Here is a 17,956-nt window from a genome sequence, read left to right on the forward strand (position 1 = left end):
CGCGAGCAGGCTCGCTCCCACAAAAAGGGGTCAGCCTACGAGACCGCGTTGTTTGATCACGCCGAATACGTCTGTCGCGTCTTGCACGCGGATCCGGGCAACGTTGGTCAGGGTGTTGATGTCGCTGGTGGAGGAGTCGCGCAGGCTGGAGCAGGCCACCAGGGTCCGGAAGTCGAGCGTGGCGAGCAGGCGTTCGCTGATGCAGGCGTGAAGTTCGGGCAGTGGGGCGCGGCTGTCGATCAGTAGGCTACAACCTGACGCACAGGGGAACGCAATCCCCTGTGGCAAGGGAGCAAGCGCCCTCGCCACGGGTGTAAGGCTCAGGCTTTGGGCTGCTGCGCCGTCCAGTGCTTCATCTCTTGCGCAATAAAGTGATTCACCAGGTCGCTGTACATCTTCTCGATGGCATCCGGGTCCAGTCCTTCGGCCTCGGCCCATTCCCGCCGAGTCGCCAGCATCGCCTTGAAGCGCTCCGGGGCGCGTACCGACGTGGCCGATGTCTTGAACTTCGACGCCGCGAGCACGTACTGAAAGCGTTTGCCCAGCAGCTTGATGACGGCTTGGTCGAGGGTATCTATTTCCTGGCGGATTTCTTCCATGCCGGTGCATTGCGCAGGGGGCAGTCGGTTGCAGGCTTCCATGTAGATCACTCCATTGGTTCGCGTTGGATCGGCCCAGCCTGGGCCGGTTTTGCGGTGGGAATCAAAAATGCCAATCTTCAGCGCGAACGACCCGGCAGAAAGGGCCTGCGAGCGTCGCATTGTGATGCGCGATGATTGCTTGGGCGTTCAAGGCCGGCGTATCGGAGCAGGTATGCCCCTCGGCGATCAGCACTGCATCGAAGCCCAGGTCCCGGGCGGCGCGGCAAGTACTGTCGATACAATACTGGGTTTTCATGCCGGCGATCACCACGCCTTCGACGCCCTGCGCCTGCAACTGCTCAGCCAAACCCGTCATGGCGAAGGCATTGGGGCGTTTTTTTTCGAAGATCACTTCGTTGCCTGCCAGTTGCAGTTCCGGCACCAGTTGCGTCAATGGACTTTCAGGTTCGATGGGCGAGCCAGGCGGGCCTACATGGCGAGCCAGGAAGACCGGAGTACCGGCGATGCGAGCCTTGCTCAGCAGGGTATTTAAAGTATCCAACAGCGCTTCACCTGCCCAGGGCTTGTCCGGGCCATGGAACAAGCCAACTTGCATATCGAGAATCAACAGTGCGTGCATGGTGCTTTCCTTGCGTTTGAGCCAGCGACGCAAGGGCAAAAAGAAAGGCCCTTACCATCACTGGCGGGCCTTTGGGATTCGTGTGTCAGGTGCTCACGACATCTCACGGCCCGCGTTGGCGGTCGTGGTCGTGGTGGGCGAGGAAGTCTGGTCGAGATTCATTGCCCGACGGTAGCTGAGGGCTGTGGGGCTTGGCAAGCGGCGTTTTGGCGCTACTTCGATTGCTGAAGGAGTTCCCCTGTGGGAGCGAGCCTGCTCGCGAAAGCGGCGGCACAGCGAATGAAGATGCGAGCTGACCCACCGCCTTCGCGAGCAGGCTCGCTCCCACAAAAAGGGGTCAGCCTTCGAGACCGCGTTGTTCGATGACGCCGAATACGTCTGTCGCATCTTGCACGAGGATCCGGGCGACGTTGGTCAAGGTGTTGATGTCGCTGGTTGAAGAGTCGCGCAGGCTGGAGCAGGCCACCAGGGTCAGGAAATCGAGCGTGGCGTGTAGGCGCTCGCTGACGCAGGCGTGAAGTTCGGGCAGTGGGGCGCGGCTGTCGATCAGTAGGACGGGGTGGGTGGTGGCGGTTTGGGTGAGAGGGGTGTAGCGGGGTAACGGTTGATCAGCTGTCATGAGATTACTTCCTTCAATAAAAGAAATGCCCCCTTTTCGCTGCGAAACAAATGGGTGGCAGTTGCGCGCAGGTTCGCAGACCGAGGAAGGAAAACTCGGCAGACCCGAAAGTCTCCCGCGCGCAACCGCCATAAAATGAAAGCGGGCAAGTTTGCCTGAATTTCACTCAACGGTGCATTTCCTTTGCTATCGGGCTGCGAAACCCAGTCACTGACGAAAGCCAGCGACGCCCCAACTATAGAAGTCGCCCCCAGCCCCCACAACCGACCTGTAGGACGCCCTCGATCCCCCGTGGCGAGGGAGCTTGCTCCCGCTGGGCTGCGAAGCGGCCCCAAATCAGCGATTCCATTTGTCCAGGCACACCGCAGCGCCCGGTTTTGCGGCGGCTGCGCCACCGAGCGGGAGCAAGCTCCCTCGCCACGGGTCGTCATTTCCTACGAGATTTTCGGACCGCCTCGACTCATCGCAAGCCCCGGAAAAACCCCCGAATATCCTCCGCCAACAACTCAGGCTGCTCCAACGCCGCAAAATGACCGCCCCGGGGCATCTGCGTCCAGCGCTGGACGTTGTAGCCACGCTCCACCCAACTGCGTGGCGGCAGCGGCAGTTCCTTGGGAAACAGCGCGACCCCCAACGGCGGCTTTATTCGCTCACCGCTGGCAAGCACCAGAGGCCGGCGGCTGCCTTCCACGTACGGGCGAAACGACGAGCCAATGCAGTTGGTCAGCCAGTAGAGCGTCACATTGGTCAGCAACCATTCGCGGTCGATGGGGGCGCTCGGATCGCACCACGACAGAATCTTCTCGCCCATCCAGGCGAGCAATCCCGCAGGTGAGTCGTTCAAGCCCACGGCCAGGCTTTGCGGCTTGGTGCGCTGGATGTGCGCATAGGCACCTTCGGCTTCGCTGAAGGCCGCGGCGCGTTGCTGGAATGCCGTTTCTTCTTCGCTCAACGGCGGATCGGTTTCGCCCAGGGGCGGGCGGTAGGCGCCGGGGATGTAGTTGAGGTGGATGCCGGTCAGGCGCTCGGGAAAGCGCACGCCCAACCAACTGGTGACAGCCGCGCCCACATCGCCGCCCTGGGCACCGAATCGTTGATAACCCAGTCCGGACATCAACTCGCTCCATAAACCGGCCACTTCATAAGGGCCACAACCGGTTTGCTTGAACGGCGCGGAAAAGGTGTAGCCCGGCAACGACGGCACCACCACGTCAAAGGCATCCGCCGGGTCGCCGCCGTGGCTGGCGGGGTCTGTCAGCAGTTCGATGATGCGCTGCATCTCGATGTACGAGCCGGGCCAGCCATGGGTGAGCACCAGCGGCATGGGATTGGGCCCGATCCCGCGCTGGTGGACGAAATGAATCTCTTGCTCGCCCAGGGTGGCGAGGAACTGTGGCAGGCGATTGAGTGCTACTTCCTGAGCGCGCCAGTCAAAGGTCGTCGACCAGTGGGTGATGAGGTCGCGCAGCACATCCGCGTTCATGCCTTCGCTCCAGCCCACGCCGGCCAAGGGCTCCGGCAAGCGGGTGTTTCGCACGCGGTATTTCAAGTCATCAAGTGCGCTTTCAGGCGTGTCGATGACAAAAGGTCTGGCGAACATGTTTTCCTCCAAACAGCTGGATCAGGACGCCAAGCGTGCTTTCTGCCGCGTCCAGGCCAGTTTTATGGCTTCGATGTTCGGCACGAACCTGGACATATGCCGAACCCCTATCACAGGTACCTTACGGTCGTTGATGGTGGCGGTAAATCCGTAAGTGGCGCGGTAGGACGAAGAGTCGACATGGTCGAGCGGTGCTTCGTTTCCGAATGCTTCCCACAGGATCCGCGCCGCCGACGGGCTGCCCAGGCCATTGCTGTAGGCGATGATCAGCTCAGGCTCGGCGAGGGGGACGGTTACGCGCTGGAAGAAATCCATGGATTTGCGGGTCAACGACTCCAGGCTCGCCGCAGGGGACTGGCGCGCCGCTTTCTGGATGGCCGCGGCGTCGGCGGAGCAAAGGAGCAAGGCGTTGGTGTAGATCGTGTCGCGCCAGTCGAAGCCCAGCTCGGCAGGCAGTTGTGTCAGGCGCCGGGCCAGGGTCTTGGTGCCCCAGCCGCCTTCCAATCCATGGGCGACGTTGGAAAAGGACGGTTGGTCATAGCCGGCGTGGATGGCTCCCGCGTTGGTGTGAATGGCGTCGGCGAGTGAGCCGTTGAAGCCGACCATGATCAATCGCTTGCGACTCGCTGGCGCGGCAAGCAGCTCGAAGGCGCAGTCAAAGGGGCGGGCCGGAAAGTCGCCGATATCCAGCTCTTCCAGTGCCGCAAGAATGAAGTCGCGGGTTTTCAGCGGCATGGTTGCATCCGTTCGTGGCTCGTAATGATCGGGCGCGGGCCAAGGCAGGCGACTGCAGTCGCTTTTGTCTTGGCCCGGCGGCAGGCCGATTCAGTCGCCTAGGGTAGGCGATTTGAACAGGCGCCGACAATTGGCCACGCCCCGTTCAACGCTGCTTCGACCCCCCACCAATCTGCCAGACATACGGCGGTTCCGTCCCATTGATCTCCCAATCCCCGATGATGCGCTCCTTGTAGATCAGCGGATTATGGGACGCCGCCGTGCGGGCGTTGCGCCAGTGGCGGTCGAGGGCTTTGCCGGTGCTGGTGGCGGAAGCGCCGAGGGCGTTGAACAGGTCGCTGGTGGCACGCAGCGTCAGGTCGGCGACCACCGCCTGGGCCTGGGCCGATTCGAGCTCGGCGAGGATGTTGGCGGTGTGCTCGGCTTCTGTGTCCTGGCCGAAGCGGCTTTCATAGGCCCGTTGCGAGGCAGCGGCGGCGCGCAGGGTCGTGGCTTCGGCGGCGTAGACCTGGGCCGATGCCTTGCCGATCACTTGCTGGACCTGGACGTCCTGGCTTACTTCGCTGGCGTTGCCGGTGCTGAACACGCGGGTGCGTTGGCGCACGTGTTCGCTGAAGTCCTGGACAGCGGCGCGGCCGGCGCCCGTCTGCACGGCGAGCAGGACCAGTTGATAGAACGCGGTCTGGTATTTGAAACGGGTGGAAAAATCGATGAGGTTTTCAGCCTCCACCACGGCGTTCTCGAACACCGATGTGCCGCTGCCGGTGGTGCGCTGGCCGAAACCGTCCCAGTCATCGCTTTGCTTGACGCCCGGTTGGTGGACATTGACGGCGGCGATCACGTCGGCGCCGTTGTCGTCGCGCTGGGCGTACAGGTCGATCCAGTCGGCGAAGATGCTGCCGGTGCTGTAGTACTTGGTGCCGTTGGCCACCCATTGCTCGCCCTGGCGGGATACGCGAGTGATGACCTGGCCGAGTTTCACCGCGCCGATTTCGGTCCAGGCGTTGCCCACCAGGTCACCGCCGACGAAGCGCTTGAACCAGACGTCTTGCGGGCTGCTGGCGTGGGCATTGAGACGATCCTCGACAAAGGCGAAGTGGCCACGCAGGGCCTGGGGCAGGTTGGAGTCGGCTTCGGCCAGTTCGATCAGCAAGTGCAACAGCTGCGGCAACGACGCCCCGGCACCACCGAATTCGACCGGAACCCGTACGGCGCCGAAGCCCGCTTCCTTCAGCCATTTCACCTGTTCGAAGGGCAGGCTGCGTGACTGTTCACGCTCCAGGGCGCCGGCCTGGATGCGCGCGAAAATCGGCCGGAACTGCTCCGCCAGGGCTTGATAGTCGGTGCCGGTGGAAAGGACAGGTGGCAAATGTTGTTGCTGTGCGGTCATGGCGGTGTTCCTTTTGAGGACGAGAGGGCGGGCAGGGTGAAAGCCTGCCGTTGGCGACAACCATTGCACGCTCCATGCCCGGCGCTTGAAGCCAACGAAAACGGGGCGTTCGCCGGGTTTTCCAGCACAAAAGCTGTCGTCCTGCGGGCAATCTGTCCGGCGACTGTGCGCCAGGCAACAGTCAGTCCTTTGGGCAGCGGTATGCCGGGTGTTGGCTGGGCAACAGCGATCCAACAGCCTGCCTGTCGCACGACAGACATGAAAATCAGGTAACTAACTAACCTATTGAAAATAAAGGATAAATATAAATGGCACGGTTGCTGCTCTAGCCGTTGTACAGAGGCGACGACGCCTATATCCAACGAGCTGGGAGTACACGCAATGAGCCAGGACACGATCAAGTTTGCCTACTGGGTGCCTAACGTCAGCGGCGGGCTGGTGGTCAGTAAGATCGCGCAGCGCACCGACTGGGGCATTGACTACAACCGCAAGCTGGCGCAGATCGCCGAGGCTGCCGGTTTTGACTATGCCCTGACCCAGATCCGTTTCACCGCCGGTTACGGCGCCGAATACCAGCACGAATCGGTGGCGTTCAGTCACGCGCTGCTGGCGTCCACCACGCGCCTTAAAGTCATCGCGGCGGTATTGCCGGGGCCGTGGACGCCTTCGGTGCTGGCCAAGCAGATCGCAACCATCGACCAACTCACCGACGGCCGCGTAGCGATCAACGTGGTCTCCGGCTGGTTCAAGGGCGAATTCACCGCCATCGGCGAACCCTGGCTGGAGCACGACGAACGTTATCGCCGCTCCGAGGAATTCATCACCACGCTCAAGGGCATCTGGACCACCGACAACTACACCTTTCGCGGTGATTTCTATCGTTTCAACGGCTACACCCTCAAGCCCAAACCGCTGCAACAGCACCCGGAGATTTTCCAGGGCGGCAGCTCCCGGGCCGCGCGGGACATGGCCGCTCGGGTGTCCGACTGGTACTTCACCAACGGCAACACCGTGGAAGGGGTCAAGGCCCAGGTCGATGACCTGCGGGCCAAGGCGGCGGCAAACAATCACACGGTCAAGGTGGGCGTGAATGCTTTCATCATCGCCCGCGACACCGAGGAAGAAGCCCGCGCGGTGCTGGCCCAGATCATCGACCAGGCCGACCCCGAAGCCGTCAACGCGTTTGGCGATGCGGCCAAGCAGGCCGGCAAGGCCAGCCCGGAAGGCGAGGGCAACTGGGCCAAGTCCAGCTTCGAAGACCTGGTGCAGTACAACGACGGCTTCAAGACCAACCTGATCGGCACGCCTCGGCAAATCGCCGAGCGCATCGTGGCGTTGAAAGCGGTGGGTGTGGATCTGGTGCTCGCCGCGTTCCTGCACTTCCAGGAGGAAGTGGAGTATTTCGGCCAACGAGTCCTGCCATTGGTGCGTGAGTTGGAGCAGCAGAAAGTCACGGTCAAAACGGCGGCGGTCGCCTAGGCGCGGAGGCAGCATGGGCAAGCTCACCGATACCCTCGACACGTTGCCGCATTGGCTGCATAGACAAGCGCTCGAGCATGGCACGGACGTCGCGCTGCGCCACAAGCACCTGGGCATTTGGCAAGTGCGGACCTGGGAGCAATTGGCCGATGAGGTGCAGAGCTTGGCGGGTGCGCTGCAAGCGCGGGGGTTCTCGGTGGGCGCGACCCTGACGATCATCAGCCGTCCGACGCCGCAAGCGATCGTGGCGGCGTTGGCGGCGCAATGGCTGGGCGGCGCCGCGAGTTTGTTCGATCCCTTGGACGCACCCGCGGGGCAGATCGCACTGCTCGGCGAATTGCAGCCGGATTTCGTACTGGCCCAAGGGCACGAAGAGTTGTTGCGCCTGGGCGCGGCACAGGTGACGCCCCGCGTACTGATCTACCTGGACAAGCGTGGGCTGTCAGGCTCGGGGCCGTTTGACCAGGCGTTGGAGTACGCCGCGTTGATTGCCTCGAAGACATTCGCTGACCCGGTCCCGCTGGCGCACGCGCAGCAAACGGCATTCGTGTTCCATCGCCGAAGCCAACAAGCCACCGAAGCACAACGCATCCGCCACACAGAGCTGCTGCATCACGGACGACAGCTGGTACAGCGCGAAGGCTTGGGTAGATATGAAGAAGCGCTAGCGGCCCGGGGTTTTGCCTCGGCCGGCCAGGCGCGGTACCTGCTCGCGCCCTGGCTGCTCGCCGGTTTCCGCTTGAATTTTCCGGAAAACCTCGCGACCCGTGATCGCGATCGCCGTGAGCTGGGTCCGACGCTGGTGGCCGGCACGCGGGAGACCTATGAGCGTTTGCATGGCTACGCACTGGAGCGCCTGCCACCGCCGGGGGATCGCGCCCGCAGGTTGGTGGATTGGGCCTTGGCGGCACGTCCGGGCGCGTTGCGGTGGTTCGTCGGCCATTGGCTGGTTCGTCGGCCCCTGCGGGATGTATTGGGTTTTTCACGGACCCATGCGCCGCTGGTGGTGGGGGATGCCTTGCGGCCCGAGACCCAGGCGTTTTTCGAATCCGTGGGTATCAAGGTCCGTCGGTGGGGGGATTCGACCGAATGGGAAGTGCCGTCGAGTTCGCCGGCGTCCGTTACGAATGGACAGGATGAGCCTCATTCACAACGCGTCTGGAAGGAGGCGACTACATGACACAAACGGCCGCCACGCACCTGCTGGAACTGGACAATATTTCGCTGTCGTTCAAAGGCGTCAAAGCGGTCACCGGCATCAGCTTTCGCGTCGCCGCTGGCGAGATCTGCGCCTTGATCGGCCCGAACGGCGCCGGCAAGAGTTCGTTGCTCAACATCATCAGCGGTGTCTACCAACCCCAGGAAGGGCGCATACGTTTCGACAACCGCGAGCGCCGCCGCATGCGTGCCCACGACGTGGCGGTGCGTGGCGTCGCCCGGACCTTCCAGAACATCGCGCTGTTCAAGGGCATGAGCGTGCTCGACAACGTGCTCACCGGACGCAACCTCAAGCGCCGCAGTACGTGGATCGAGCAGGCATTGCGCCTGGGGCGGGCCGGTCGCGAGGACGACAGCCAGCGCGAAGCGGCCGAGCGAGTCATCGCGTTCATGCAGTTGCAGCCGTGGCGCGACGCGTTGGTGGGGACCTTGCCCTACGGTTTGCAGAAGCGCGTGGAGCTGGCCCGGGCCCTGGCGGCGGAGCCCCGATTGTTGCTCCTGGATGAGCCGATGGCCGGGATGAACGCCGACGAGAAGCAGCAGATGAGCCGTTTCATCATCGACATCAACCGGGAGCTGGGGACGACGGTGCTGCTGATCGAACACGACATTGGCGTCGTCATGAACATCAGCGATCACGTGGTGGTGCTCGACTACGGTCGCAAGATCGGCGACGGCTCGCCCGAAGCGGTACGGAAGAACCCCGAGGTCATTTCGGCCTACCTCGGCACGCGGCACTGATTTTTCAATTCGACGCCTTCCCGTCCGGGAGGGCCGGCAGGTTGCGCCCGCGAAACAGGAAAACACGATGGAATTTTTCTTTGAAGTATTGATTGGCGGGTTGCTCGCGGGGGTGATGTACGCCTTGGTGGCCATCGGTTTCGTGCTGATCTACAAGGCCTCCGGGGTGTTCAATTTCGCCCAGGGCGCGATGGTGCTGTTCTCGGCGCTGACCTTCGTCAGCCTGCTGGAACGGGGCGTGCCGTTCTGGCTGGCGTTTCTCATCAGCCTGGCGGCGATGCTGCTGATTGCCGTGGCGGTGGAGCGCGTGGTGCTGCGCCCGCTGGTCAATCGCTCGCCGATCACGCTGTTCATGGCCACCCTGGGGCTTTCCTACGTCATCGAAGGTTTCGCCCAGGCGCTGTGGGGCGCACAGGTGCACGGGTTGGACCTGGGCATCAGCGACGAGCCGCTGGAGCTTGGCGGAATGCTGCTATCGCAATTCGACATTTTCGCCGCGCTGACCGCCGCGTCGCTGGTGGCGCTGTTGTCCTGGCTGTTCAACAAGACCCGGCTCGGATTGGCGCTGCGGGCCGTGGCCGATGATCCCTTGGCGGCATTGGCGGTGGGCATCCGCTTGCAGCGGGTGTGGGTGGTGGTGTGGACGGTGGCGGGCTTCGTCGGCCTGGTCGCCGGCCTGCTCTGGGGCGCTCGGCTGGGGGTGCAGTTCTCGCTGTCGCTGGTGGTGCTCAAGGCGCTGCCGGTGTTGATCATCGGCGGCTTCACCTCGATCAGCGGGGCGATTGTCGGCGGGTTGATCATCGGCGCCTCGGAGAAACTGGCGGAGGTGTACCTGGGGCCGATCATCGGCAGCGGCATCGAGAACTGGTTTCCCTATGGGCTGGCGCTGCTGTTCCTGCTGGTGCGTCCGGCGGGGCTGTTTGGCGAACGCGCCATCGAACGGGTCTAGGAGAACAATATGTTTTATCGAGAAGCAGGCCAGTTCAACACCCGTTATGCCGAGGATCGCCGTAGCTTCCCCTTGCGCCAGGATCGCCATGGGCTCGCGGCGCTGCTGGCGGTTGCCTTTGTCGTGGTGCCGTGGGTGGGGAACGACTACTGGCTCAGCGCAATCCTCATCCCTTTCCTGGTGCTGTCCCTGGCCGGGCTGGGGCTGAATTTGCTCACCGGCTACGCCGGGCAATTGTCCCTCGGTTCTGCGGCGTTCATGGCCGTGGGGGCGTTTGCCACTTACAACCTTGAAGTGCGTGTCGACGGTTTGCCGTTAATGATCAGCATCGCCCTGGGCGGGCTGGCGGCGGCGTTGGTGTCCGCGCTGTTCGGCCTGCCGAGCCTGCGGATCAAGGGTTTCTATTTGCTGGTCTCGACCCTGGCGGCGCAGTTCTTCGTGGGCTGGGCGCTGACCCGGTTTGGCTGGTTTTCCAATAACAGCGCGTCGGGGGTGATCAGCGCGCCGCGCCTGGACATCTTCGGTGTGAACCTGGATGCGCCAGCCGGTCGTTATCTGTTGACCCTGACCGTGGTGGTGGCGCTGTTCTGGCTGGGCAAGAACCTGGTGCGCAGCGAATTGGGACGCCAATGGATGGCCGTGCGCGACATGGACACGGCCGCGGCGGTGATCGGCATCCCCCTGGCGAAAACCAAGCTGCTGGCCTTTGCCCTCAGCGGGTTTTACCTCGGCGTCGCCGGGGCGCTGTGGGCCTTCGCTTACCTGGGCACCGTCGAGCCTCATGGCTTCGATCTCAATCGCTCATTCCAGATCCTGTTCATCATCATTATTGGTGGCCTCGGCAGCCTGTTGGGCAACTTCCTCGGGGCGGCCTTCATCGTCCTGTTCCCGGTGCTGCTGTCCAACCTGGTGTCGCTGCTGCCCGGCGGGCTGATTGATGCCGGTCAGGTGGAGAACCTGCAAAAGATGTTTTTTGGCGCCCTGATCATCCTGTTCCTGATCAAGGAGCCAGAGGGCCTTGCGCGCCTCTGGCAACGTTTTCGCGAGCGTGCGCGGCTGTGGCCGTTGCGCTACTGAACAGCTCCCTCCCGTTGGTTCTCTATGGCTTCATAACAAGGAAAATCCGATGTCCAAACGATCGATCGCCAGCCGCCTCGCGCTGGCCCTGGCCCTCACCGCCGCAGCGTTATCCGTCCAGGCGGGCAATGAACAATACTTCCCGCTGCAAAGCTATCGCGTCGGTCCCTACGCGGCCGGCGGCACCGGTTTTTTCGGTGGCTTCATCGACTACCTCAAGTACGTCAACGCCAGCGGTGGCGTAAACGGGGTGAAGCTGACCTGGAGCGAGTGCGAAACCGAGTACGTGGTGGAGAAGGGCGTCGAGTGCTACGAACGCCTGAAGAAAGGTTTGAACGGCGCCCCGGCGGCCGCCACCAACCCGCTGTCGGTGGGCATCGCCTACGCCACGCTGGACCGTTCGACGGCCGACAAATTGCCGCTGATCACCATCAACCACGGCCGCACGGACTCCACCGACGGCAGCGTGTTTCCCTACGTCTTCCCGCTGCAGTTGAACCCGTATTCCGAAGTGTCGGCGATCATCAACTACATCGGCCAGCGCGCCGGCGGACTGGACAAGCTCAAGGGCCTGAAGATCGTCACCCTGTACCACGGCTCGCCGTACGGCAAGGAAACCAACGAGGTATTGCAGACCCTGGCGGACAAATACGGCTTTGCGCTGACCTTGCTGGAGGTGCCGCATCCGGGCAACGAACAACAATCGCAATGGCTGAACATCCGTCGGGAAAAACCCGATTGGGTGATCCTGCGTGGCTGGGGCGTGATGAACCCGGTGGCACTGAAAACCGCGCAGAAAGTCGGATTCCCGGCGGACCATATCATCGGCAACATCTGGAGCAACTCCGAAGACGACGCCGCGCCGGCCGGTGCCGCCGCCAAGGGTTTCATCGCCATTACCACGCACCCGTCGGGCACTGATTTCCCGGTGCTGCAAGGCATCAGGAAGGACGTGGTCGACGCAGGCCACGGCGACTTGGCGGACCCCAAGCGTTTTGGCACGGTGTATTACAACCTGGGCGTGGTCAACGGCATCCTCAACGTCGAGGCCCTGCGCATCGCCCAGCAGAAATTCGGCCAACAACCGTTGACCGGCGAGCAGGTGCGCTGGGGCTTCGAGAACCTCAGGTTGGATGACGCGCGTCTGAAGGAGCTGGGCGCCTTGGGGCTGGTGCAGCCGTTGCAGTTGTCCTGCTCGGACCATGAAGGGGGCGGCGCGGTGCGCTTCCAGCAGTGGGACGGTACGCAATGGAAACTGATCAGCGACTGGGTGCAGGCCGACCGTGCCTTGCTGCGGCCGATCATCGAAGCTTCGTCGCACCAGTACGCGCGGGAAAAGGGCATCACGCCGCGTGATTGCAGCAAGGAATCCTGACGATTTGGGTCGCGACCTGGTGCCAGCGTCGGGGCTGGAGGTCTACTCCACCCTGTAGGAGCTGCCGAGCGAAGCGAGGCTGCGATCTTTTGCGGATGACGATATCTCAGCGAAAGATCAAAAGATCGCAGGCTTCGCCAGCTCCTACAGAGTGCAGCGAGGCTGCGATCTTTTTGCGGGTGGCGGTATCTCAAGAAAGATCAAAGGATCGCAGGCTTCGCCAGCTCCTACAGAGTGCAGCGGGAGCACGCTCCCGCGCCACAGGTGAGCGTTGGCTCAAGTTGAAAGGTTCACCACTCGGCCATCCTGCGTGCTCAGCGCCCCGCGGCGTTTGCTGACCACCAGTTCGCCGATGCGGATCAGCAGGCTGCGGGTGACGTTTCGGCTCAGGCCCAGCAAGCTGGCGGTGTGGACCTGGTTGCAACTGGCGTAGCGGTAGGCGGTGCGCAGCAGGGCGGCTTCGACTTTTTCATGGACATCGCCTTGCGCTTGCTCGAGCAATTGCACAAAGGCTTTTTCCAGCAATGCCTCGGCCGTTTGTGGCGCACTGTCCTGCGGCGTGTCCTGGCGCTCGATGCGGAAGTTGGACAGGTGCAAATCCTGCACACCGATCACCCTGTTGCGGCAAATCAGCAAGGTGTGATGGATGACGTTTTCCAGTTCGCGAATATTCCCCGGCCAGGAATAATCGAGCAGTTTGCGCTGGGCCTGGGCGTCCAGCGTGACTTCGCCATGGCCGAGCCGACGGCTGTATTCGGCGATGAAATGACGGATCAGCGGCAGGATGTCGCCGGGCCGTTCGCGCAAGGGCTTAAGCACCAGGCTGACTACATTCAAGCGGTAATACAAGTCCTCGCGAAAATGCCCGGCGTTGATGGCTTTCTCCAATTGCACGTTGGTGGCCGCCAGCACGCGGACGTTGATCTTGATGCTCTTGCGCGAGCCCAGGCGGACCACTTCGCGTTCCTGTAGAACACGCAGCAACTTGACCTGGATCGGCAGCGGCAAGTCGCCGATTTCATCGAGGAACAGCGTGCCGCCATCGGCCTCTTCGAACCACCCGGCCTTGGCCGTCAATGCCCCGGTGAACGCGCCTTTCTCATGGCCGAACAACTCGGCTTCCACCAGCGTCTCGGAAAACGCCCCGCAGTTCACCGCCACGAACGGCTTGTCGCGTCGGGCGCTGAGGTTGTGAACGTGGCGCGCCACCAACTCTTTGCCGGTGCCGGTCTGGCCGATGATCAATACGCTGGCGTCGCTGGGCGCCACTTGCTGCAAATGGGCCAGCAAGGCCTGGGAACTGGGGTCTGCGAACACTTGGGCCGTGGCACGAATCGAGGTGGCCAGGCCGGGCGAGGGGGGAAGCGTGAGGAGCTGCATGACGGTGGCCCGTTTGGTGAGGGAACGTTAATCTAAGTGATCTAAAAAATATAAAACAAATAACATCAAGTTATAAGCTTAAGGCTTGGGCGCTGATCGCCCATTGGTCGAGCAAAAGCTTGTCATAGGTAAAAACATTTATTGACTAAAGAAATACATCGGGTAATTATTTCCCCGCATCTGCTTTGACGCAGAGTCATTTCCAGGGGCGACCCGATGAATCAGAACACTGTGCCTACTCTGGCCAGCCTTTATGTCCAGACCCACGAATCGCCCATCCGATCGAGCGTGGCACCCACGTTCATGCAGGGCTTTCCCGCCGAACCCCAGCGCCGCGTCACCTGGCACAACTGGATGCGCCCGCCGTTCAACCAGTGGGGATTCCGCCACCTCGCGCGGCTGCGGCCTTCGATCGATGTTCCGGCAGGCGCCGGCACCGCCAGCCCGTTGCAACAGGCGCCACGGGCGTTGGATCAGCTGCATTTCGACAGTGAATGTGGCTTGAGCATCAGCGTCATCGACCATCTCGTGGCCAGCCAGACGGATGCCTTCCTGGTCATGCAGGGCGACACGGTGCTGTTTGAACGCTACTTCAACGGCCAACAACCCCACGACCGCCACGTCATGTTTTCGGTGACCAAGTCGCTGATCGGCACGCTGGGTGAGCAGTTGGTGAGTGACGGCTTGCTGGATCCGGCTCGATATGCCGCCGACTACGTGCCGGAGCTGGCCGGCAGCGCCTTCGGCGACGCGACGGTGCGGCAGTTGTTCGACATGGCTGTCGGCATCGCCTACAGCGAAGTCTATGAAGACCCGGACTCGGAAAGCTCCCAATACGGCTACGCCTGCGGGTTCCAGCCGGCGCCGGCCGAATATGCGCAGTTCGAGTCGCTTTATCAGTTCTTGCCGTCATTGAAGAAGCAGGGCGGTCATGGGGGATTCTTCCATTACGTCACGGCGACGACGGAAGCGCTGGCCTGGGTGATGGAGCGGGCGTCGGGTCAATCCTGCGATCAACTGCTGGCGAAGATCTGGGGCCCGTTGGGCTGCGAGCGCGATGGTTATTTCCTGGCTGACCCGTGGGGGCGCAGCGTCGCCGGTGCCGGGTTCAACGCCACCTTGCGCGACATGGCGCGCTTCGGTCGATTGCTGGCCAACGAGGGCCGCCATGACGGCCGCCAATTGCTCTCGGCGCAGACCATCGCCCGCATCGCCGCCGGCGCCGACCCGGCGGTCTACGCCACCTCACCGGACTTCGCCGAGTGGACCCCCGGCGCGTCCTACCGCAGCCAATGGTACGTGTTCAACGACCACAGCCAGGCGCTCATGGCCGGCGGCATCCATGGCCAATACCTGTTCATCGACAAGCCTTCCGGCGTGGTGATCGTCAAGCAATCGTCGTTGAAAGAGGCGGTCAGCCCGTTCGACGGCGACAGCGTGCGCATGTTGCGGGCAATCGCGGCGGACCTTGCCCGCTGAGCTGAGCTGCGCCCCACAAGAAATCACGTTTCGTTCACCTGGCCTCGCCAGGTGTTGGCGACGTTCTGCGCCGCCATTCACTGCCCTGTAACAACAATAAATCAACAGGAGCTACTTATGGTTTGCACGACCCATGTGTCCCGGACGCTGTTGGCGCTCGGGCTCCCCTTGGCGACCCAGGCCGCCTTCGCGGGCTATACCTTCGAAGACGGCAACTTCAAGGGCGAAGTCAATCTCACCGCCGGTGCGGCGGCGCTTTCCACCCGCAACGTCAATTTCGGCGCGGGCCGCGTCGACATGCGCAGCGGCAGGAACGACGGCACGAAAATCGATTGGCAGGAGTTTTACGTCAAGCCCGGCGTCAAGTTGGAATATGCCTTGCAGCCGGACTTCGCGCTGTTGGCCGGCGGCTCCCTCGTCGGCGCGACCAACATGGGAGACGGCGATGCCGGTGGATTCACCCGCGGCTCCGACGGCAAGCTCGACACCGAGGAGTTCTACGGCGGGTTCCGCACCGGTGAATGGACCGTCACCGCCGGCCGCCAGAACTACATGATCGGCACCGGTTTCATCGTGATGGATGGCAACCTCGATCAGTTGAAGGACGGCGCTTACTGGCTGGCCCCACGGACGGCGTTCAAGGACTCCGCCGTGGTTGCCTGGGATCATGGCGCGCTCAAGACCCAAGGCTTCATCCTCGGGACAGACAGCGACCTGGGTGACTTTCGCATGAGCGGCGTAAACCTCGACTACAACGTCCAGGACCAGGTCACGCTCGGCGCCACGGCGTTCAAGGTCAAGGCCATGGGGCACAAGGACCCGGCCTCGCCGAGACGTCGCGATGGCATGCTGGTGTACAACGTCAGGGCGCTGAACGCCAGGATCCCGGGCGTTCCCGACCTGACCCTGAACGCCGAATACGCCTTGGAACGCGGCAGCGGCGAAGGTGTGGATTACGACGCCAAGGCCTGGTACGGCCAGGCTGACTACGCCTTCAACAACCTGCCTTTGACGCCCGTCCTTGGTTACCGCTACGCAAGTTTCTCCGGCGACGGCAACCTCACGGACAACCGCCAGCAAGCCTGGGAGTCCTTGAGCAAAGGGTTCGTCGATTGGAGCACCTGGCTGATCGGCGATGTGGTCGGTAACTACCTGCTCTTCAACAGCAACGAAAACGTCCAGCAGTTCTCCCTCAAGACCCACCTCGACGAAACCCTCACCCTGGGCGCGATTCACTATCAATTCTGGCTCGACGAAAAAAACTACATGGGCGCGGCGGTCAGCGATCGGCGCTTTGCCGACGAGAGCGTAATCTTCCTCGACTGGGCGGCTTCGAAGTCGCTGATCACTTCACTCTCGTATAACTGGGTCAAGCCACTGGCGGCGGCCCGGCAGGTGTTTGGCGACGATCGGGATTTCAGTGCGCTGGAACTCTACCTCACCTACCGCTATTGATGCCGCGAGCCGTCGTGGCCGCGCTGGAGTCAGAAATGAAGAGTTTGTCCATGAAGAGTCTGTTGTCCAAAACGCTGTCGGGTGCAGTCGTTTCGATGCTGATCTGCGGTGCGAGCCTGGCCGAAGAGCGGACCGTGCGGATCTACAACTGGATCGAATACCTGCCGCCGGAAATCCTCAAGAGCTTCGAGGAGGAAACCGGCATCCGCCCGATCTACGACGTCTTCGACAGCGTCGAGACGTTGCAGTCCAAGCTGCTGACCGGCAACTCCGGGTATGACGTGGTATACCCGAGCAGTTCCAACATCAGCCACCTGATTGCCGCCGGCGCCGTCCAGCCCCTCGACCGCAGCCAGTTGCCGAACTGGAAGCACCTCGATCCGCAATTCATGAAGTCCCTGGAAGCGGTGGGCGACTCGGGCAATCGTTATGCGGCGCCGTATCTATGGGGCACGACGTTGATCGGCTACAACGTCGACAAGGTTCGCCAAGTGCTCGGTGCCGATGTGCAGATGGACAGCTGGGACATGATTTTCAAGGAAGAGAACATGGCCAAGCTCACCCATTGCGGTGTCGGTTTCCTCGATGCCGCCAACGAGATCGTGCCCATCGCGCTGCATTACGCCGGGCTGGACCCCAACAGTGAAAAGCGCGAGGACTATGCCCAGGCACAGGCGACGATGTCGAAGATCCGCCCCTACGTGACCTATTTCAATTCGTCGCGCTATGGCATGGACCTGGCCAACGGTGAGATCTGTGTGGGCGTGGGTTGGTCCGGCGGGGTCGCCCTGGCCACGCGGCTGGCCGACGCCGCAGGGAAGGGCGTCAAGGTGGCGATGGCGCTGCCCAAGGAAGGCGCGCCGATGTGGTCGGACGTGATGATGGTCCCCGCCAATGCCCCACACACCGCGGAGGCCTACGCGTTCATCAACTACATCTTGCGTCCCGACGTCATCGCACGGATCAGCAACAAGATCGGCTACCCCAACCCGAACATCGATGCCACGCCGTTGGTGGATGCAGAGATCCGCAACAACCCGGCGATGTATGTGCCGGACGAAGCCCGCAAAACGCTGTTCGCCTTGGCGCCGGTGTCACCCGCCGTCGAGCGGATCCGCACCCGTGCATGGACGGCCATCAAGACCAACCGCTGATCAGCGCAGCCCGGCGTTGCGACGCCGGGCTCGCTCAGGCCCGCATGCCCTGGAACAGCAGCTCGGTGATGCGCCGGACCTGGA

General features: G+C 62.4%; 17 protein-coding genes. 9 read left to right on the forward strand and 8 right to left on the reverse strand.

Going from position 1 to position 17,956, the window contains the following annotated elements:
• Nucleotides 1-30: 30 nt before the first annotated feature.
• From OC610_RS07600 to OC610_RS07630, 7 genes are all read right to left on the reverse strand, one after another.
• A complete protein-coding gene (locus tag OC610_RS07600; protein WP_264427261.1) occupies nucleotides 31-288 on the reverse strand; it encodes a fructose-bisphosphate aldolase in 258 nt (85 codons plus the stop codon).
• Nucleotides 289-320: 32 nt separating this feature from the next.
• Nucleotides 321-641, reverse strand: coding sequence for an isochorismate lyase (locus OC610_RS07605; protein WP_264427262.1), 321 nt, complete (start codon nucleotides 639-641; stop codon nucleotides 321-323).
• Between the two features lie 61 nt (nucleotides 642-702).
• Complete coding sequence (locus OC610_RS07610) at nucleotides 703-1,221, reverse strand: cysteine hydrolase family protein (RefSeq protein WP_264427263.1); 519 nt, start codon at nucleotides 1,219-1,221, stop codon at nucleotides 703-705.
• A 337-nt stretch (nucleotides 1,222-1,558) separates the two neighbouring features.
• The gene (locus tag OC610_RS07615) at nucleotides 1,559-1,840 is read right to left on the reverse strand and encodes a fructose-bisphosphate aldolase (RefSeq protein WP_264427264.1); all 282 of its coding nucleotides are present in this window, start codon (nucleotides 1,838-1,840) and stop codon (nucleotides 1,559-1,561) included.
• Between the two features lie 460 nt (nucleotides 1,841-2,300).
• Nucleotides 2,301-3,440, reverse strand: coding sequence for an epoxide hydrolase family protein (locus OC610_RS07620; protein ID WP_264427265.1), 1,140 nt, complete (start codon nucleotides 3,438-3,440; stop codon nucleotides 2,301-2,303).
• 21 nt (nucleotides 3,441-3,461) lie between these two features.
• Nucleotides 3,462-4,175, reverse strand: coding sequence for a hypothetical protein (locus OC610_RS07625; protein ID WP_264427266.1), 714 nt, complete (start codon nucleotides 4,173-4,175; stop codon nucleotides 3,462-3,464).
• A 145-nt stretch (nucleotides 4,176-4,320) separates the two neighbouring features.
• On the reverse strand, nucleotides 4,321-5,565 hold the full coding sequence (locus OC610_RS07630; protein ID WP_264427267.1) for an acyl-CoA dehydrogenase family protein: 1,245 nt from the start codon (nucleotides 5,563-5,565) through the stop codon (nucleotides 4,321-4,323).
• Nucleotides 5,566-5,946: 381 nt separating this feature from the next.
• Between OC610_RS07630 and sfnG the strand changes: the two genes are divergently transcribed.
• The 6 genes from sfnG to OC610_RS07660 all read left to right on the forward strand — a co-directional run bounded on the left by sfnG (nucleotide 5,947) and on the right by OC610_RS07660 (nucleotide 12,404).
• Nucleotides 5,947-7,044: a dimethylsulfone monooxygenase SfnG gene (gene sfnG, locus OC610_RS07635; protein WP_264427268.1), complete on the forward strand. Its 1,098-nt coding sequence runs from the start codon at nucleotides 5,947-5,949 to the stop codon at nucleotides 7,042-7,044.
• Between the two features lie 13 nt (nucleotides 7,045-7,057).
• Nucleotides 7,058-8,224: an AMP-binding protein gene (locus OC610_RS07640; RefSeq protein WP_264427269.1), complete on the forward strand. Its 1,167-nt coding sequence runs from the start codon at nucleotides 7,058-7,060 to the stop codon at nucleotides 8,222-8,224.
• On the forward strand, nucleotides 8,221-9,003 hold the full coding sequence (locus OC610_RS07645) for an ABC transporter ATP-binding protein (protein ID WP_264427270.1): 783 nt from the start codon (nucleotides 8,221-8,223) through the stop codon (nucleotides 9,001-9,003). Before OC610_RS07640 ends, OC610_RS07645 begins: the two co-directional genes overlap by 4 nt.
• A 67-nt stretch (nucleotides 9,004-9,070) precedes the next feature.
• Nucleotides 9,071-9,952 carry a branched-chain amino acid ABC transporter permease gene (locus OC610_RS07650; protein ID WP_181287053.1) on the forward strand — a complete coding sequence of 294 codons (882 nt, stop codon included), beginning with the start codon at nucleotides 9,071-9,073 and terminating at the stop codon, nucleotides 9,950-9,952.
• A gap of 9 nt (nucleotides 9,953-9,961) precedes the next feature.
• Nucleotides 9,962-11,029, forward strand: a complete 1,068-nt coding sequence (locus OC610_RS07655) for a branched-chain amino acid ABC transporter permease (protein ID WP_264427271.1) — start codon at nucleotides 9,962-9,964, stop codon at nucleotides 11,027-11,029.
• 49 nt (nucleotides 11,030-11,078) lie between these two features.
• Nucleotides 11,079-12,404, forward strand: a complete 1,326-nt coding sequence (locus OC610_RS07660; protein WP_264427272.1) for an ABC transporter substrate-binding protein — start codon at nucleotides 11,079-11,081, stop codon at nucleotides 12,402-12,404.
• Nucleotides 12,405-12,680: 276 nt separating this feature from the next.
• Here OC610_RS07660 and OC610_RS07665 read toward each other — a convergent pair whose 3' ends face one another.
• On the reverse strand, nucleotides 12,681-13,784 hold the full coding sequence (locus OC610_RS07665) for a sigma-54 interaction domain-containing protein (RefSeq protein WP_264427273.1): 1,104 nt from the start codon (nucleotides 13,782-13,784) through the stop codon (nucleotides 12,681-12,683).
• Nucleotides 13,785-14,000: 216 nt separating this feature from the next.
• Here OC610_RS07665 and OC610_RS07670 point away from each other — a divergent pair, with 216 nt between their 5' ends.
• The 3 genes from OC610_RS07670 to OC610_RS07680 all read left to right on the forward strand — a co-directional run bounded on the left by OC610_RS07670 (nucleotide 14,001) and on the right by OC610_RS07680 (nucleotide 17,872).
• Complete coding sequence (locus OC610_RS07670; RefSeq protein WP_264427274.1) at nucleotides 14,001-15,263, forward strand: serine hydrolase domain-containing protein; 1,263 nt, start codon at nucleotides 14,001-14,003, stop codon at nucleotides 15,261-15,263.
• Between the two features lie 117 nt (nucleotides 15,264-15,380).
• Nucleotides 15,381-16,718 (forward strand): alginate export family protein, encoded by a 1,338-nt coding sequence (locus OC610_RS07675; RefSeq protein ID WP_264427275.1) that lies wholly within the window; start codon nucleotides 15,381-15,383, stop codon nucleotides 16,716-16,718.
• Between the two features lie 50 nt (nucleotides 16,719-16,768).
• Nucleotides 16,769-17,872, forward strand: coding sequence for a polyamine ABC transporter substrate-binding protein (locus OC610_RS07680; RefSeq protein ID WP_408636558.1), 1,104 nt, complete (start codon nucleotides 16,769-16,771; stop codon nucleotides 17,870-17,872).
• Nucleotides 17,873-17,956 lie beyond the last annotated feature (84 nt).

Origin of the sequence: Pseudomonas agronomica (assembly GCF_025917275.1) — a bacterium.
Classification (GTDB): Bacteria; Pseudomonadota; Gammaproteobacteria; order Pseudomonadales; family Pseudomonadaceae; genus Aquipseudomonas; species Aquipseudomonas agronomica.

What these genes read in the sequence shown, in the direction of transcription:
- OC610_RS07605 (WP_264427262.1), bottom strand. Translation starts at nt 641, where the DNA reads ATGGAAGCCTGCAACCGACTGCCCCCTGCGCAATGCACCGGCATGGAA.
- OC610_RS07610 (WP_264427263.1), bottom strand. Translation starts at nt 1,221, where the DNA reads ATGCACGCACTGTTGATTCTCGATATGCAAGTTGGCTTGTTCCATGGC.
- OC610_RS07615 (WP_264427264.1), bottom strand. Translation starts at nt 1,840, where the DNA reads ATGACAGCTGATCAACCGTTACCCCGCTACACCCCTCTCACCCAAACC.
- OC610_RS07620 (WP_264427265.1), bottom strand. Translation starts at nt 3,440, where the DNA reads ATGTTCGCCAGACCTTTTGTCATCGACACGCCTGAAAGCGCACTTGAT.
- OC610_RS07625 (WP_264427266.1), bottom strand. Translation starts at nt 4,175, where the DNA reads ATGCCGCTGAAAACCCGCGACTTCATTCTTGCGGCACTGGAAGAGCTG.
- OC610_RS07630 (WP_264427267.1), bottom strand. Translation starts at nt 5,565, where the DNA reads ATGACCGCACAGCAACAACATTTGCCACCTGTCCTTTCCACCGGCACC.
- sfnG (WP_264427268.1), top strand. Translation starts at nt 5,947, where the DNA reads ATGAGCCAGGACACGATCAAGTTTGCCTACTGGGTGCCTAACGTCAGC.
- OC610_RS07640 (WP_264427269.1), top strand. Translation starts at nt 7,058, where the DNA reads ATGGGCAAGCTCACCGATACCCTCGACACGTTGCCGCATTGGCTGCAT.
- OC610_RS07645 (WP_264427270.1), top strand. Translation starts at nt 8,221, where the DNA reads ATGACACAAACGGCCGCCACGCACCTGCTGGAACTGGACAATATTTCG.
- OC610_RS07650 (WP_181287053.1), top strand. Translation starts at nt 9,071, where the DNA reads ATGGAATTTTTCTTTGAAGTATTGATTGGCGGGTTGCTCGCGGGGGTG.
- OC610_RS07655 (WP_264427271.1), top strand. Translation starts at nt 9,962, where the DNA reads ATGTTTTATCGAGAAGCAGGCCAGTTCAACACCCGTTATGCCGAGGAT.
- OC610_RS07660 (WP_264427272.1), top strand. Translation starts at nt 11,079, where the DNA reads ATGTCCAAACGATCGATCGCCAGCCGCCTCGCGCTGGCCCTGGCCCTC.
- OC610_RS07665 (WP_264427273.1), bottom strand. Translation starts at nt 13,784, where the DNA reads ATGCAGCTCCTCACGCTTCCCCCCTCGCCCGGCCTGGCCACCTCGATT.
- OC610_RS07670 (WP_264427274.1), top strand. Translation starts at nt 14,001, where the DNA reads ATGAATCAGAACACTGTGCCTACTCTGGCCAGCCTTTATGTCCAGACC.
- OC610_RS07675 (WP_264427275.1), top strand. Translation starts at nt 15,381, where the DNA reads ATGGTTTGCACGACCCATGTGTCCCGGACGCTGTTGGCGCTCGGGCTC.
- OC610_RS07680 (WP_408636558.1), top strand. Translation starts at nt 16,769, where the DNA reads ATGAAGAGTCTGTTGTCCAAAACGCTGTCGGGTGCAGTCGTTTCGATG.